At 74.8% G+C, this 15,607-nt stretch carries 16 protein-coding genes; 14 read left to right on the top strand and 2 right to left on the bottom strand.

Annotated elements, in window-relative coordinates; translation table 11 throughout:
• Positions 1–63: 63 nt before the first annotated feature.
• The 4 genes from F7P10_RS01890 (at position 64) to F7P10_RS01875 (ending at position 5,138) form a co-directional block, all read left to right on the top strand.
• Positions 64–372 (top strand): hypothetical protein, encoded by a 309-nt coding sequence (locus tag F7P10_RS01890; protein WP_151007781.1) that lies wholly within the window; start codon positions 64–66, stop codon positions 370–372.
• Between the two features lie 55 nt (positions 373–427).
• Entirely contained in the window at positions 428–3,247 is a 2,820-nt protein-coding gene (locus F7P10_RS01885) for a hypothetical protein (protein ID WP_151007780.1), read from the top strand.
• A gap of 78 nt (positions 3,248–3,325) precedes the next feature.
• Positions 3,326–4,201 carry an NADP-dependent oxidoreductase gene (locus tag F7P10_RS01880; protein WP_254716358.1) on the top strand — a complete coding sequence of 292 codons (876 nt, stop codon included), beginning with the start codon at positions 3,326–3,328 and terminating at the stop codon, positions 4,199–4,201.
• Between the two features lie 157 nt (positions 4,202–4,358).
• Entirely contained in the window at positions 4,359–5,138 is a 780-nt protein-coding gene (locus F7P10_RS01875) for a maleylpyruvate isomerase family mycothiol-dependent enzyme (protein ID WP_176611266.1), read from the top strand.
• Positions 5,139–5,181: 43 nt separating this feature from the next.
• Here F7P10_RS01875 and F7P10_RS01870 read toward each other — a convergent pair whose 3' ends face one another.
• Positions 5,182–6,240, bottom strand: coding sequence for a PP2C family protein-serine/threonine phosphatase (locus tag F7P10_RS01870; RefSeq protein WP_254716357.1), 1,059 nt, complete (start codon positions 6,238–6,240; stop codon positions 5,182–5,184).
• 76 nt (positions 6,241–6,316) lie between these two features.
• Complete coding sequence (locus F7P10_RS01865; protein WP_176611265.1) at positions 6,317–7,009, bottom strand: TetR/AcrR family transcriptional regulator; 693 nt, start codon at positions 7,007–7,009, stop codon at positions 6,317–6,319.
• Positions 7,010–7,113: 104 nt separating this feature from the next.
• Here F7P10_RS01865 and F7P10_RS01860 point away from each other — a divergent pair, with 104 nt between their 5' ends.
• The 10 genes from F7P10_RS01860 to F7P10_RS01820 all read left to right on the top strand — a co-directional run bounded on the left by F7P10_RS01860 (position 7,114) and on the right by F7P10_RS01820 (position 15,606).
• Complete coding sequence (locus F7P10_RS01860) at positions 7,114–8,286, top strand: acyl-CoA dehydrogenase (protein WP_151007776.1); 1,173 nt, start codon at positions 7,114–7,116, stop codon at positions 8,284–8,286.
• Entirely contained in the window at positions 8,283–9,206 is a 924-nt protein-coding gene (locus tag F7P10_RS01855; protein ID WP_218040329.1) for a VOC family protein, read from the top strand. The genes F7P10_RS01860 and F7P10_RS01855 overlap by 4 nt, the downstream gene beginning before the upstream one ends.
• On the top strand, positions 9,206–9,559 hold the full coding sequence (locus F7P10_RS43010) for an alpha/beta fold hydrolase (RefSeq protein ID WP_218040328.1): 354 nt from the start codon (positions 9,206–9,208) through the stop codon (positions 9,557–9,559). The genes F7P10_RS01855 and F7P10_RS43010 overlap by 1 nt, the downstream gene beginning before the upstream one ends.
• Complete coding sequence (locus F7P10_RS01850) at positions 9,442–10,056, top strand: alpha/beta fold hydrolase (RefSeq protein ID WP_218040327.1); 615 nt, start codon at positions 9,442–9,444, stop codon at positions 10,054–10,056. The genes F7P10_RS43010 and F7P10_RS01850 overlap by 118 nt, the downstream gene beginning before the upstream one ends.
• Before the next feature lie 59 nt (positions 10,057–10,115).
• Positions 10,116–10,640: a flavin reductase family protein gene (locus F7P10_RS01845; protein ID WP_151007775.1), complete on the top strand. Its 525-nt coding sequence runs from the start codon at positions 10,116–10,118 to the stop codon at positions 10,638–10,640.
• A 77-nt stretch (positions 10,641–10,717) separates the two neighbouring features.
• Entirely contained in the window at positions 10,718–11,890 is a 1,173-nt protein-coding gene (locus F7P10_RS01840; protein ID WP_151007774.1) for an acyl-CoA dehydrogenase family protein, read from the top strand.
• The gene (locus tag F7P10_RS01835; protein ID WP_151007773.1) at positions 11,887–12,786 is read left to right on the top strand and encodes an oxaloacetate decarboxylase; all 900 of its coding nucleotides are present in this window, start codon (positions 11,887–11,889) and stop codon (positions 12,784–12,786) included. The genes F7P10_RS01840 and F7P10_RS01835 overlap by 4 nt, the downstream gene beginning before the upstream one ends.
• A complete protein-coding gene (locus tag F7P10_RS01830) occupies positions 12,783–14,153 on the top strand; it encodes an FAD-dependent oxidoreductase (RefSeq protein WP_151007772.1) in 1,371 nt (456 codons plus the stop codon). The genes F7P10_RS01835 and F7P10_RS01830 overlap by 4 nt, the downstream gene beginning before the upstream one ends.
• Entirely contained in the window at positions 14,150–14,929 is a 780-nt protein-coding gene (locus tag F7P10_RS01825; RefSeq protein WP_151007771.1) for an SDR family NAD(P)-dependent oxidoreductase, read from the top strand. The genes F7P10_RS01830 and F7P10_RS01825 overlap by 4 nt, the downstream gene beginning before the upstream one ends.
• 86 nt (positions 14,930–15,015) lie before the next feature.
• Complete coding sequence (locus F7P10_RS01820; protein WP_151007770.1) at positions 15,016–15,606, top strand: cysteine hydrolase family protein; 591 nt, start codon at positions 15,016–15,018, stop codon at positions 15,604–15,606.
• Position 15,607: the final 1 nt, after the last annotated feature.

The following is a 15,607-nucleotide window of genomic DNA, read 5'->3' as shown; positions in this document are numbered from 1 at the left end:
AGGTCGCCCGTCCCGGTCGTGCGGAGCCGCAGGATGCCGTGCGCGCTCCAATAGCATCGCGGGATGAAATCATCGCGCGTGCAGTCGTTCGTCGCCGGGATTCTCGTCGCCAACAGCGCTCCGCATTTCGCCAGTGCGGTCAGCGGTCGCCGGCACCTGACGCCGCTGGCCGGACGGGAATCGGGACCCGTGACGAACGGTGTCTGGGCGGGACTCAATCTGGTCGGCGGCGTCGTGCTGCTGCGGTTGGCGCGCAAGGGGAAGGCGGAGGTCCGCTGGGACCGCGATCTCGTCGCATTCGAGACGGGTTATCTCGCGTTCGCGGGATGGATGGCCCTGTCGGAGCGGTTCCTGGCGACGAATTCGGAGTGAGGGCCGAGCGGAAAACCGTTTGGGCGGTCGCCGCGACCGAGTGATGATTGCCGGGATGAACATCCGGTTGGCGGGCGGCGTGGTGGCCGCGGGGCGGTGCGCGTGGATTCCCGGGCCGTCCGGTCCCGCGCGGGTGGACGAGGCGGACGTGCGGCCCGGCGCCCCCGTCGCGCTCGGACCGGACGGCGCGCCGGACGACGCGGTGGCGCGTGCCGTCGCGGCGCTGCGGCTGCTGGTGGCGGACGGCGGCGACGCCGCGGCCGGGGCGGGCGTCGATCTCGGGGCGGGGTTCCGGTCCGGCCGCCTGGCCGGTGCGCGCGGCGACCGGCGGGACGCCGTCCTGGCCGCGCTCCGGGCCGTCGGCGTGCGGGACGCGGGCCGGCTCGGCGACCGTGCCGGGGCCATGGTCGCCCTGTTCGGCCCGGCGGTGACCAGGCGGGTCGGCGCGGCGGCGGCGCGGGCCGCGGAAGAGGGCCGCTGGGACGCGCTGCACCTGGCGTCGGCGGCCAGCGACGTCCTGGGCCCGGAGCAGCTCGAGCGGGTGCTGGACTTGGACGCGCCGGAGCGGCTGATCCCCGGCGGCTCGCCCTCGGCGCTGGGCGCCGACCTGCGGCGCGTGCTGGAGCCGCTGCCGGGCCCCCGCAGGCTGGACGTCGTCCTGGACCTGTGGGGCCGGTTGGTCGACCGGCGGGCCGAGGAGGCGCACCGGGCGCGGCGGCGGGCGACGCAGTCCCGCCGGGACCGGGTCGAGGACCTGCACGCGCGCCGCCGCCACTTCGAGGACGAGCAGGTCCTGCGATGGCTGCGGAGCGACCTGGGCACGGACGCGTCCACGGCGGAGATCGCGCGCTGGGTGCCGCCCGACTCCTACTGGCACATCGTGCTGTGCGGCCTGCTCCACGACGCGTTCGCCGCGACGGCGCTGCTGCGCACCGCCGTCGAGGTCGCCGATCACGGTGTCGGGGAGGGGCTGGCGCGGTCGGCGCCGCTCCTGGACGCGGTGATGCACGAGTCGGGCGGCGACGTGACGGTGAACAACGTGCGCAGGGTGCCGGGGCTCACGGGACTACCGGCCCGCCCCGGCGCCTACGTCCGGGACCTGCACGGCCAGGTGGGAAAGCCCGCGGACGGCCGGCTCGCCGGGTACGTCCGCCAGCGCCTCGCCCGCGCCCGCGACTTCGCCTTGGTGATCGTCCGGGACATCGTGCGCACCCTCGACCAGCTCGACACGCGCGTGCCCGAGAGCGCGCTGCGCGCGTGGGCGGACCTTCCGCTCTGCGACTGGAGGGAGCGCGCCGGGTACACCGCCGCGCGCCCGCCGGAGGAGTGGGACGGCATCGGGGCCTGGGCCGCGCGGATGCTCGACAAGGAGCCGCTGTCCGGCAGGGTCGCGGAGTTCGACGCGGCCGACGTCGAGGTGGTCGGGGACTTCCTCTGGTACGTGGAGCTGATCGACGCGCTCGCGCGGGTGCACGGCCACGAGCGGGCGCAGGCCCTGCCGGGCACCGGTGAGCCCTGGTACGCGCACGACGTCGAGCCCGCGCCGCAGCCGGGGCCCGGATACGCCTCGCTCCCGCAGGCGGTGGCGGGCACCGCGCAGCTCGTCGCGTTCGGCGGGGTCCCGCCCCGGGGCGCCCGGACGTGGCCGGGCCTCGTGGACGCGCTGCTGGCGGGGACGGCCGTGAGCGAGGCCCTCACCGGCGAGTTCCGCGTGCCCGCGCCGCTCGCCTCGCGGGACGGGGCCGAGGTGCACGGCCACCGCGTCCAGATGGCGAGCACGGCGCGCGACCTGGCCGGATGGTCCGCCTACATGGGCAACTGCATCGCGGACGAGGACTATGTCGAGGCGGCCAGGGCGGGCCGGGCCGTCCTCGCGGGCCTGTACGGACCGGGCGGGCGGCTCGTGGCCAACGCGGAACTCGCGCCGCTCAAGCCCGCCGCCCGCGGCTGGCACGTCACCGACTTCGCGGGACGGTTCAACCACGTGGCGCCCCCGGCCCTGGAGGAGGCGTTCCACGACTGGGTCGCCGCGATCCCCGGCCCCCCGCCCAGGGTTCCCGACGCCCCGCCGGACGGCGGCGTCCCGCCCGCGCCGCCCGCCCGGCCCGTCCGGCGGCGCGCGGGGGAGCGCCTGCTCGGCGAGGCCGGTCCGGCCCTCCGGGAGCTGGTCCGGACGGACGGCGCGGCGCTCGACGTGCTCGCCGCCGTCGCCGGGACCGGCCCGGACGCCGCGCCGGACACCACCGCGTGGCGGCTCCGCCGGTCGAGCCTCGACCGGCTCGCCCGCGAGTGCGCGCGCACGCTGGACGAGCGCGCCGCCGACCTGGTGGGGCTGTGGGACGCGACGGGCCACCGTCCGCTGCGGGACGCGGTCGAGGCGCTGGACCCCGCCGTCCGGGACCGGTTCGACCGGCTCCCGCTGCTGTGCGGGGAACCGCCGCTTCCGAAGTCGCTGCGCCGCCTCGTCCGGCTGCCGGGGATCGCGGACGCCTACGCGTTGGACCTCGCCGCCCGTCGCGTCCGCCGTGCGCTCGGGCTGCTGGCCGTCCGGGACGATCCGGCGCTCGCCCGCGCCGTCCGGCGGCGCACCACCGAGCCGCTGCTGTGCGCGCTGACCGTCCACACCACCTGCGAGCGGCCCGGGGTGCCGCTGGTCCCGGTCACGGCGCCGCGCCGCGCGACCGTCCCCGGCTTCCCGGCCACCACCCTGGCCGACGAGGACGGCCCGTGGCGGCGCGCCCTCCCTGCCGCGCGGGAGCTGGGCGCCGACACCGGCGTGTTCTGGGAGGAGGTCGCCGAGCACGGCCTGCGCGTACCGGCGTCCTGGCCGGCGCACGGCGGCTGGCCTGCGCTGTGGTCCCGCGCCCACCGGTGATTAGTTCCGTTCCTGCTGGTTATGGGTGGAGTCATGCGCGCTGTTACATATGCGGCTTATGCCACGGACAACTCCCGGTTGAAGGTCGGGGACGTCCCGGACCCGCGAGTGGGGCCCGGCCAGGTCCTCATCGAGGTGTGGGCGGCCGGGGTGAACCCGGTCGACTGGAAGCTCATGGCGGGCGGCCTGGACGGGATGATGGAGGCGCTGTTCCCCGTGATCCCCGGCTGGGACGTCGCCGGGGTCGTGCGGGCGGTCGGGCCGGACACCCCCGAGTTCACGATCGGCGACGAGGTGATGTCGTACGCGCGCAAGGACGTGGTCCGGGCGGGGACGTTCGCCGAGTACGTCGCGGTGTCGGCGTGGTCGGTGGCCCGCAAGCCGACGACGCTGGACTGGCGGCAGGCCGGCGGGCTGCCGCTGGCCGGGATGACCGCGCAGCGCACCCTGGACCGGCTCGGCGTCGGCCCCCGCGACACACTGCTGATCCACGGCGCGTCCGGCGGGGTGGGGGACCTCGCCGTGCAGATCGCCCGGTCGCGGGGCGCGTTCGTGATCGGTACGGCGTCCGAGCGCAACCACCCGCACCTGCGGGAGCGGGGCGCCGAGCCCGTGGCCTACGGGGACGGCCTGGTCGAGCGGGTGCGGGACGTCGCACCGGGCGGGGTGACCGCGGTCGCCGACTTCGCGGGCGGGCAGCTGGACGCGACGCTGGCGGTGCTGGCCTCCGGGGGGAGGCACGCGTCCGTCGCCGACAACACGGTCGAGGAGCGCGGCGGGCACTGGATCTGGGTGCGGCCGGACGGCGCGAAGCTCGCCGAGCTCGCGGACATGGCCGAGCGCGAGGCGCTCACCGTGGACGTCGCCGGAGCGTACAAGCTCGACCAGGTCGGCGAGGCGTTCGACGCCAGCCGCGCGGGGCACACGCGCGGCAAGCTCGTCATCGAGACCTAGTGCGGCGCCGAACGACATCGCCCCCCGCGGCCGTGTCATGTGGACGTGGTCATGTGGACGTGCCGGCTCTCGGCAGGGGCCGGCCGCGTCAGAATGTCGGTGGCATGACGCATCATCTAGAAGTCAAAGCATCGACGGAGCACCTGGAGGTGCGGCGATGGACGCGTCCGCGTACTTGAAGTCCGTGGTCGAGCAGACGAGCACGTTCGCCGGTTGGGTGGACGGCCGGGACGCGGCGGCCCCGGTGCCCACATGTCCGAAGTGGACGCTCGCAGATCTCGTCGACCACGTCGGCGCGACACAGCGCATGGTGACGATGCTCGTGGGTGAGCGGATGACCGAGCCGAGCCGGGCGTTCGCCGGCTACGCTCCGGCTCCGGCCGATCCGGCCGGGTGGGGCGCCTGGCTGACCGGCGGCGCGGCCGAGGCGAAGCGGGCGTTCGACTCGGTCGCCGACGACACGCCGGTGTGGGATCCGTCCGGCGCCGACGCGGGCGTGCCGTTCTGGTCGCGCCGGCTGTTCGGCGAGGTGTGCGTGCATCGCGCGGACGCCGCCGCGGCGCTGGGCACGCGGTTCGAGCTGGAGCCGGAGGCCGCCGTCGCGGCCGTCGAGGACTGGCTGGACACGATGACCTCCGCGGGCTACTGGGAGAACAGGCCGGACTTCGCCGACGCGATGCGCGGCGACGGCCAGACCCTGCACTTCCACGCGACCGACGCGCCCGGAGAGTGGGTGGCCCGCCGGGAACCGGACAGGGTCGTCCTGGAACGCACGCACACCAAGGCGGACGTCGCGGTACGCGGCCCGGCCACCGACCTGCTGCTCGTGCTCAGCAGGCGCCGCCCGCTGGACGCGGCTCCCGCGCTGGAGGTGTTCGGGGACCGGGCACTGCTCGAGCACTGGCTCGGACACATGGACTGGGTCGCCGACGGCTGACCCGCCCGGCCGGGGCCGCTCGTCCGGTCGTTCCCGGCGCGCGCTAGATGCGGCGGCGCAGCAGGAGCATCGCGGCGTCGTCGTCCAAGGGCGTGCCGGTGTACTCGAGCAGGTCGGACTGGAGCCCGTCGATGGCGTCCTCGGGATCGTCCGCGGACAGGACGCCGGCGCGCTCGGTGAGCGGGTAGAACGTCCCGTGCGCGTCGCGGGCCTCGATGACGCCGTCGGTGTAGAGCAGCATCTGGTCGCCGGGCTTCAGATCGACGAGGTCGGTGGGGGCCGGATCGTCGACGAGGACGGCGAGGCCGAGCGGCGGTGCGGGCTCGGGCGGGTCGAGGGTGCTGACGGACTCGTCGGAGCGGATCAGCAGCGGGGGCGGGTGCCCGCGGTTCAGCAGCCTGACGCCCTCCCGCTCGTCGACCTCGGCGAGCACGGCGGTGACGAACTGCTCGCTGCCGAGCTGCCGGGAGAGGGTGCGCTCGATGCGGTCGGCGACGCCGGGCAGGTCCGGTTCGTCGTAGGCGGCCTCGCGGAACGCGCCGAGGACGACGGCGGCGGTCTCGACGGCGTCGAGGCCCTTGCCCTGCACATCGCCGACGATGACGCGCACGCCCCGGGACGTCTGCACCACCTCGTACAGGTCGCCGCCGATCCGGGCGCCGGTGACCGCGGAGATGTACCGGACGGTCGCGCGCACCGGCCCGACGCGCCGCGGCACCGGGCGCAGCAGCACCCGCTGGGCGACCTCGGCGATGCTGCGCACGTCGGCGAGCTCGCGCTCGCGGCGCTGCCGGTAGAGCGCGGCGAGCATCCCCGCCGCGGTGACGCCGCCGATGGAGACGAACGTCAGGTTCGTCCGGAAGGTCCCGAGGACGTCGTTGAAGGCGCCGAGCAGCATGCACAGGACGATCGCGAGCGCACCCACCGACACGGTGCGCCACACGCCGCCGAAGAGGCTGGCGAACGCGGGGCCGAGGGCGAGCAGCGGCAGGTAGCCGACGCTGGGACCGGCGGAGAAGTCGACGACGGAGATGACCGCCATGGCCGCGAAGGGCAGCATCCGCAGTGGGAGCGGCCCGTCCGGGCGCGTGCCGAGTCCCACCTGTGCGCCCCCCCGGACGGCCGACTGCTGAATCAGCAGCTTAGCGCCAGGACGGGACGGGCCGGGGCCCGATGAATCAGGTGTCGCCGGTCTCGGGGCCCCCGTCCCGGGCGAGGTCCCCGGCGACCTCGCGGGCGACCTCGCGGGCGACGCGGTCGGCGACGGAGTCGAGGGCGGTCGCGAGCAGGTCCTGCAGGGCGTTCATGTCGATCGACGGGTCCCCGGCGGACATCGCGTAGAGACCGTCGGACGCCGCCATGTTGAGCTGCGCGAGCAGCCGGGGCAGGTCGGGGCGCCGCTCGAGGACGGCCTCCGGGAGCACGGCGGCCCACCAGTCGCCCATCGCCGCGAGCATCTCCGTGCGGATCTGCTGGAACCGGGCGCGGGCGGCGGGCTCCTCGGCGCGGCGCTCCAGCAGGAGCATCAGCCCGAGCCGCATGAACACGGGGCGGTCGGCGAAGCTCTGCCCGGCCTCGCGGAGCCAGCCGCGCAGGTACTCGATGCGATCCGTGCCGGGCTCGGGCGGGGCCCAGCGCGGCCGGGCGGGCAGCCACTCGTCGTAGCTGTGCTCGATCACGGCGGCGAGCAGCTCGTCCTTGCTGCCGAAATGCCAGTAGACGGAGCTCGCGGGCAGCCCGGAGCGCTTCGTGACCAGGGCGACGCTCGTCCCGTCGTAGCCGCGCTCGGCGGCGATGTCGGCGGCGGCGCGCAGGATCCGGCGGCGGGTCTCGCCGCTGTGCTGGGTGCGTCTGTCGGTTTTGGGGGCCACGGACCTCTTGCTATCACACCCCGGCGGGGCGTAACTTGCCGCTAACAGTCCTGTAATGCTTACTACAGGGAAGAATGATCACTACAGACGACAGGGGGTCGTCCATGACGATCGCTGAACGGGTGCGGGCGGTCGCCGCCGACCTGGCCGAGCAGGAACGCGTCGCCGTCCGCGACCGCTCGCTCACCACCGACACCTGGAGTCTCCTGCTGGAGACGGGCGTCCTGCGGGCGCTGCAGCCGGCCCGCTGGGGCGGCGGCGAGGCGCCGCTCGCCGACTTCCTGGACGCCGTCTTCGAGGTGGCGCGGGTCGCGCCGTCGGCCGGCTGGGTCGCGGGCGTCGTCGGCTCCCACCCGTGGCAGAGCGCGCTGTTCCCGGAGGAGACGCAGAAGGAGCTGTGGGACGCCGACGCGTCCCGCATGCTGTCGTCGTCGTACGCGCCGACCGGCAAGATCGTCCCGGTGGACGGGGGGTACCGGGTCAGCGGCCGGTGGTCCTTCTCGTCCGGCTGCGACCACGGCCACGGCGTCATCCTCGGCGGGATCGCCGGAGAGGTCGAGGTGGACGGGGCCGCCGTCCCCGACTACGGGTCGCTGATCCTGCTGCGCGACGAGTACCGCATCGACGACAACTGGCACACCTCCGGACTCAAGGGCACCGGCAGCAAGGACATCGTCGTCGAGGACGCCGTCGTCCCCGCGCGCCGGTTCCTGTCGCACGTCCGCTACGAGTACCTGCCGGGCGTCCTGGCACCCGGCCAGGAGAGCAACCCCGGCCCGCGGTACAAGCTGCCGTGGGCGACGCTGTTCAACCTCGTCCTCGTCGCGCCGACCCTCGGCATGGCGCAGGGATTCCTGGACGAGTGGACGGCGATCACCCGCGACCGGCGGGCGAACTGGGGCGGGAAGGTCGGCGCGGACCCGCTCGTCCAGAAGCACCTCGCGGACGCCTACTGGACCCTCGACGCCGCCATCGCCAAGATGCGCACCGCGGCCGTGACGATCACCGAGGCGGGGGAGGCCGGACGGTACGTCGAGAAGGAGGAGCGGGCCCGGCTGCGCTGGGACGTCAACCGCGGCTGCGAGCTGGCCGGGGACGCCGTCGCCGACCTGTACCGGATCTCCAGCGGCCGCGTCGCCTACCTCGACCACCCCCTGCACGGCCGCTTCCAGGACATCGTCGCCGCCCTCGGCCACGCGTTCCTCACCACCGACAACGTCGCCCGCGCCTACGCCGCCCGCGTCCTGGGCGCCACACCGCCGGAGGTCCAGCTGTGATCCAGTCGCTCGACTACATCGGTTTCTCCTCGCCCGCCTACGAGGAGTGGCTCACGTTCGGCCCCGAGGTCCTCGGGATGGAGGTCGCCGGGCGCGGTGACGACGGCGCGGTACGGCTGCGCGTGGACGAGGCCGACCACCGCCTCGTGATCCATCCCGGCGAGGAGCACGCCAACGACTACCTCGGCTGGGGCGTCCGCACCCCCGAGGCGATGGACGAACTGGCCGCGCGCCTCCGCGACCGCGGCATCGACGTCCAACAGGAGGACGCCGGGTTGGCGGACGAGCGCGGCGTCGCCGGGCTCGTCTCGTTCACCGACCCGTACGGCAACCGGCACGAGCTGTCCTGGGGGCAGCGCCGCCATCCGGGCGGATTCCGGCCGGGACGGGCGATGTCGGGCGGGTTCGTCACCGGCCCGCAGGGGCTCGGGCACGCGGTGCTGGTCGTCCCCGACCTCGCCGAGGCCAACGCGTTCTTCACGAAGGTGCTCGGGTTCCGGCTGTCGGACCGCATCGTCGATCCGCCGCTGAACGCGCAGTTCTACCACGTCAACGGCCGCCACCACTCGCTCGCGATCGCCGAGATCCCGGGTATGAGCGGCTTCCAGCACCTCATGGTCGAGGTCGAGTCGCTGGACGACGTCGGCATCGCCTACGACCGCTGTGAGGAACGCGACGTCCCCATCGTCCTGACCCTCGGGCGGCACACCAACGACCGCACCACGTCCTTCTACCTCTACACGCCCGCCGGTTTCCACCTGGAGTACGGGCAGGGCGGCGTGGTCGTGGACGACGCGCTGTGGGAGCCCGCGACCTACACCAGCACCAAGATCTGGGGCCACCGCGGCACCGAGCACCGCGAGAAGCTCCCGTTCGCCCTGTTCAACCAGCCCGCCCCCGCCCCGGAGGAGACCGCCTGATGCCCGCGCAGATCACCACGACCGACGTCCGGGCGGGCGAGTACCGGCTGCGGATCAGCACCGCCGGTGATCCGTCCGCCGAGCCGCTGCTGTTCCTGCACGGCTCCGGACCGGGCGTCAGCGGCCTGTCGAACTGGGAGCGGCTGATCGGCGACCTCGGCGACCGCTACCACTGCATCGCGCCCGACACGCTCGGCTTCGGCGACTCCGACCACCCGAACCCCCGCCGCGCGGCATGGCCGCGTTCACCGAACTGCGCGTCGCCGCGACCTGGAATCTGCTGGACGCCCTCGGCATCGACCGCGTCACCCTCGTCGGCAACTCCTACGGCGGGCAGATGTCCCTCGCGATGACCCTCGAGCGGCCCGAGCGGGTCGCGAAGGTGATCCTCATGGGCAGCGGCGGCATGCCCGACCTCAAGCCCCTGCCGGGCCTCGCGAAGCTGATCGGCTTCTACGACGACCCGACCGAGGACGCGATGGCCGAACTGCTCACGCTGTTCGTGCACGACCCGTCCGCGTTCGGCCCCCGGATCAGGGAGATCGCCGCCGGACGCATGCCGCGCGCGCTCCGCGAGGACGTGCGCCGCTCGCACCTGGCCACGTTCGACTTCAGCGCGGGCGGCCGGATCGGCTGGCGGCCGGAGGAACTGGCGAAGATCGACAAGGACGTGCTGGTCGTCGCGGCCCGCGAGGACCGGATCGTCCCGCCCGAGGTGAGCCACTACCTGTCGCGGCACATCCCGAACGCGCGGCTGCACATCGTGCCCAACTGCGGGCACTGGAGCCAGATCGAGCACCCCGAGACCTTCGCGAACCTCGTCGACGGGTTCGTGCGGGGCGCGTTCTGACACGTCCGCGAGGGGGCGCCGCGCCCGTCCGCGCGGCGCCCCGGCCGAAAGGAGCACCGATGACCGTCCGAGACACCGCCGCCCCGGAGATCGCGCCGGACACGCTGCGGAGCGCACTGTCCCACTACCCGACGGGCGTGGTGGCCGTCACGGCGATGCACGGACCCCCCGGAGAAGGCGAGCCGGTCGGCATGGCCGTCGGCTCGTTCACCTCGGTGTCGCTGCGGCCGGCCCTGGTCGGCTTCTTCCCCGACGCCGGGTCGACCACCTGGCCGCGCATCCGGAAGGCGGGCCGGTTCTGCGTGAACGTGCTGGGCGAGGAGCACCAGGACGTCTGCCGCCGGTTCGCCACGCGCGGCGCCGACAAGTTCGCCGCGCTCGACTGGACCCCCGGCCCGACGGGCTCGCCCGTCCTGGCCGACGCCCTCTCCTGGATCGACTGCCGCCTCGAGCGGGTCACCGAGGCGGGCGACCACTTCCTCGCGCTCGGCCGCGTCGTCGACTTCGGCGTGCGCGCGACCGGCGGACCGCTGATCTTCTACCGGGGCGGCTACGGCGGCTACCGGGAACCGCTGGCCTCCTGACCGCCCGGCCCGGTTCCGTACGGGGCCGCCTCATGCCCATTTCCCTGTAGTAAGTGATACATGACATTGGGGGACCCATGTCCATCGTCGACGCCGTGCGCGCGGCCGCGCCCGTCCTGGCCGCGGAGGACGCGGCGGGCGCGCGGCAGCGCAGGCTGACCGACGTCGCCTGGAAGCAGCTCCAGGACACCGGCGTGCTGCGCGCCCTGCAGCCCGCCCGCTGGGGCGGCGCCGAGACCACCCTCGCCGAGTTCCTCGCCGCGATCGTCGAGGCCGGCCGCGCCGCGCCCGCCGCCGGGTGGGTCACCGCCGTCGTCGGCGTCCACCCCTGGCAGGTCGCGCTGTTCCCCGAGGAGGCGCAGCGCGAGATCTGGGGCGAGGACCCCGGCCGCACCCTCGCGTCGTCCTACACCCCGACCGGCAGGGTCGAGCGCGCCGACGGCGGCTACCGGGTGTCGGGCCGCTGGTCGTTCTCGTCCGGCTGCCTGCACACCGACGGGGTCGTCCTCGGCGGCATCGCGGGCGAGCGCGACTGGCACGGCACGCCCGTCGCCGACTTCGTGTCCGTCATCCTCGACCGCGACCAGTACGCGATCGAGGACACCTGGCACACCGCCGGGCTGGCCGCGACCGGCAGCAACGACATCGTGGTCGACGCCGCGTTCGTCCCGGCGCACCGCGCCCAGTCGCACGTCGACTACACCTACCACCTGGGGGTGCCGCTGCCCGGCCGCGAGACCAACCCCGGTGCCCTCTACCGGCTGCCGTGGGCGGTCGTGTTCAACGCGATCATCGCGGCGGGCGCGCTCGGCGCCGCGCGCGGCTTCGTGGACGCCTGGACGGACGCCACCCGCGACCGCCGCACCCCCGCCGGCGCCGTCCGCGAGGACCACCTCACGCAGCGGCACCTCGCCGAGAACGCCTACGTCGTCGACAGCGGCATCACCGGGCTCCGCGCGGTCGCCGCCGAGCTCACCGCGATCGCCGAGGCGGGGGAGTGGCCGGACCGCGCGACCCGCGCCCGGCACCGCTACGCGCTGGCCCGCTCCGCCCAGGACGCGGGCGCCGCCGTCACCCGGCTCATGCGGGTCTCCAGCGGCCGCACCGCCTACACCGACCACCCGCTGCACCGCCGGTTCCAGGACGTGACCGCCGCGATCGGCCACGCGTTCCTGCTGGCCGACCCGCTCGGCCGCGCCCACGGAGCCCTCGAACTCGGCGCCGACGACGTCCCGGCGGTGCACCTGTGACGCACGCGATCCTGCCTGGGCGGACGGCCCGCGAACGGCGGGCGGACCTGCGGGCGCTGCTCGCGTCCGACCGGGTGGTCGTCGCGCCGGGCGTGACGGACGCCGCCGGGCTGCGGCTGGTCGAGGAGGCCGGGTTCGAGACCGCGTACCTGACCGGTGCCGGGCTCGCCAACGCCCAGTACGGGCTGCCCGACATCGGGCTGATCTCCCAGCGGGAGGTCGCCGACCACGTGCAGCGGCTCGCCGGGGCCACCGGCCTGCCGGTGATCGTGGACGCCGACACCGGTTACGGCGGCCCGCTCGCGGTGATGCGCACGATCCGGATGCTCGACGCGGCGGGAGCGGCGGCCGTCCAGCTCGAGGACCAGGTGCTCGACAAGCGGTGCGGCCACTTCGACGACCACCGGCTGATCACCGTGGAAGAGATGACCGCCAAGATCCGGGCCGCGCTGGACGCGGGGGGCGACGACGGGCCGGTGCTCGTGGCCCGCACCGACGCGCGCGGCGTCCACGGCCTGGACGAGGCGATCCGGCGGGCCCGCGCGTACGCGGCGGCGGGCGCCGAGGTGATCTTCGTCGAGGCGCCGCGCGGAGTGGCGGAGATGCGGGCGATCGGCCGGGAACTGGCCGGGATCCCGCTGATCGCCAACATCGTGGAGGGCGGCAAGACGCCCGAGCTGGGTACGGCCGAACTCGGCGAGCTGGGCTTCCGCGTCGCGCTGTTCGCCAACTACCTGATGCGCAGCATGATGCAGGCCGGGCGGGAGGCACTCGCGCACCTGCGGGCCGAGGGCGAGACCCGCACCCGCGCGGACCGGCTGCTGCCGTGGGCCGAGCGGCAGAGCCTCTTCGGCCTCGGCGCCTACACCGAGATCGACGGGCGGTACGGCCGATGACCGTCCGGTACGACGTCGCGGTCGTCGGCGGCGGGCTCGCGGGCGCCGCCGCGGCGGCCGCGGCGGCCGAGTCCGGCGCGTCGGTGCTGCTGCTGGAGAAGACGGCGACGCCGGGCGGCAGCACCGTCCTCAGCTCCGGCCTCAACGCCTACGCCGGGACGGACGAGCAGGCGGCGGCGGGCGTCGCGGACGACGTGGAGCTGCTGCGCCGGGACCTGCTGGAGACCGGACGGCATCGGAACGACCCGTCCCTCGTGGACGCCTACTGCCGGGAGCAGCTCGGGACGTACCGGTGGCTGCGGTCGCTGGGCGTCGAGTTCGGCGCGCCGCGCGCCGCGTCCGGGCAGTCGGTGCCGCGCTCGCATCCGGTCGACACGGCGGCGGCGATCGAGACGCTGCTGCGGCTGGCCCGCGGGCGCGGCGCGCGGATCCGGCTCGGGTGCGCGGCCGAGCGGCCGGTCGTGACCGGCGGCAGGGTCGGCGGGCTGCGCGTCCGCTCCCGGGACGGCGAGGAGCACGTCGAGGCCGGCGCGGTGGTGCTGGCCACCGGCGGCTTCTCCCGCAGCCCGGCGCTGCTGGCCCGGTTCGCCCCCGGCATGGAGAAGGCGATCAAGGCGGGCGGCGCGGGCAGCACCGGTGACGGGCTGCGGATGGCCTGCTCGCTCGGCGCCGGGCTCGCCGACCTGCCGTACATCAAGGCGACGTTCGGCGTCTTCCCGTGGCCGTCGTCCGCCGAGGAGGGCCACGGGCTGCTGGCCGTCTACAAGGGCGCGGTCGCGGTGAACGGCCTCGGCGAACGGTTCACCGACGAATCGCTGCCGTACAAGGAGATCGGGGACGCCTGCCTGGCGCAGCCGGAGGGCGTCGCGTTCCAGATCTTCGACGCGCCCGTGCTCGACCTGGCGGACCCGCAGGTGCCGATCTACGACTTCGCGCCGCGGCTCCGGGCCGGGCAGATCCAGCGGGCGGACACGCTCGCGGGCCTGGCCGACGGGCTCGGGATCCCGGGCGACCGGCTGCAGGCGTCCGTCGACGCCTACAACACCGCGATCGCCACCGGCGGGCCCGACCCGTTCGGGCGCCGCACCCTGTCGGGCGACGTCGGCACGCCCCGCCCGATCGGCACGCCGCCGTACTACGGCTACCCCAGCACCGCCGTGATGCTCGCGACCTACGGCGGCGTCACGGTCGACGCGGACACGCGGGTCCTGGACGTCTACGGCGACCCGATCCCGGGCCTGTTCGCCGCCGGAGAGGTCACCGGCGGGTTCCACGGCGCGGGCTACGTGACCGGCACGTCCCTCGGCAAGTCGGCGATCTTCGGCCGGCTCGCCGGGGCCGGCGCGAGCGAGGAGAGCGCGCCATGACCGACATGTTCGACCTGACGGGGCGGCGCGCGCTCGTCACCGGCGCGGCGCGGGGCGGCCTCGGTGCGTACGCGGCGCTCGCCCTCGCCCGGCGCGGGGCCGAGGTGATCGTCGCGGACCTGCCGTCGCGCGGCGCCGACCTCGACGCGACTCTCGGCATGCTCCGGGCCGGGAACGCGCGTGCCCGCGCGCTGCGCTTCGACGTCACCCGCGAGGACCAGGTGGAGACGCTCGTCGCGCACGCCGCCGACCCCGACGGGCGCCTCGACGTCCTGGTGAACGCGGCCGGGGTGATGCTGCGCAAGGACGTCCAGGAGACCTCGGCCGAGGAGTGGCGGCGCGTCCTCGACGTCAACCTGACCGGCACCTGGCTGCTCAACCGGGCCGCCGGGCGCCGGATGACCGAGCGCGGGCGCGGCGCGATCGTGAACTTCTCGACGGTCTACGCCGAGCGCGTCGGGCCCGTCCCGGAGTCGGCGTACTACGCGTCCAAGGCCGGGGTCGCGAACCTGACGCGGTCGATGGCCGCCGAGTTCGGCCCGCGCGGGGTGACCGTCAACTGCCTCGCGCCCGCCGTGTTCTACCCGACCGAGATGACCGCGCCGCTCGGCGACGACCCCGAGCGGCTCCGCTGGATGCGCGAGCGCACCATGCTCGGCCGGCTCGGCGAGCCCGGCCCGGACCTGGACGGTCCGCTGCTGCTCCTGGCCTCCGACGCGGGCCGCTACATGACCGGCCAGATCGTCTACGTCGACGGCGGCTGGTCCGCGTGGTGACCCCGGACCGGCCGGCCGGTTACCACCGGCCCGAACCGACCGACCTGAACCGACCCGAGAAGGAACCGACCCGAGAAGGAACCGAGATGACCGACCGTACGGCCCTGCTGATGCTCGACTACCAGGTCGCGCTGTGCGAGCGGGGCGAGCACATGCGGATGCCCGCCCTGGTCGAGCAGGTGGAGCGGCGCGGCGTCCTCGCCGCCGCCGAGAAGACCCTCACCGCCGCCCGCGACGCCGGACTGTACGTGGTGCACGTCCGGCTCGCGTTCGACCCGTCCTACGAGCTGCGCACCAACCGGTCGGCGCGGTTCGACGCCTACCCGCGCGAGCGGGCCATGCTGCGGGACGCGCCGGGCGCCCGCATCGTGAGCGGGCTGGCGCCGCTGCCGGCCGAGCCGGTCGTAGACAAAGGCGGCGTCGGCGCGTTCGCCGGGACGCCGCTGCTGGAGATGCTGCTCGGCGCCGGGGCGCGGCACGTCGTGCTCGGCGGCGTCGCGACCAACCTCGTCGTGGAGTCGACCGCCCGGACGGCCGTCGACAGCGGCCTCGCCGTCACCGTCGTCGAGGACATGTGCGCCTCGTTCGACCCGGAGCTGCACGACGTCGCCGTCCGGAAGATCCTGCCGATGTTCGCTGACGTGCGCGCGTCCGCCGACGTCATCGCCGGGCTGTGAG

The organism is Actinomadura sp. WMMB 499 (genome assembly GCF_008824145.1).
Classification (GTDB): domain Bacteria; phylum Actinomycetota; class Actinomycetes; order Streptosporangiales; family Streptosporangiaceae; genus Spirillospora.
This window is presented reverse-complemented; position numbering and strand designations above follow the sequence as displayed.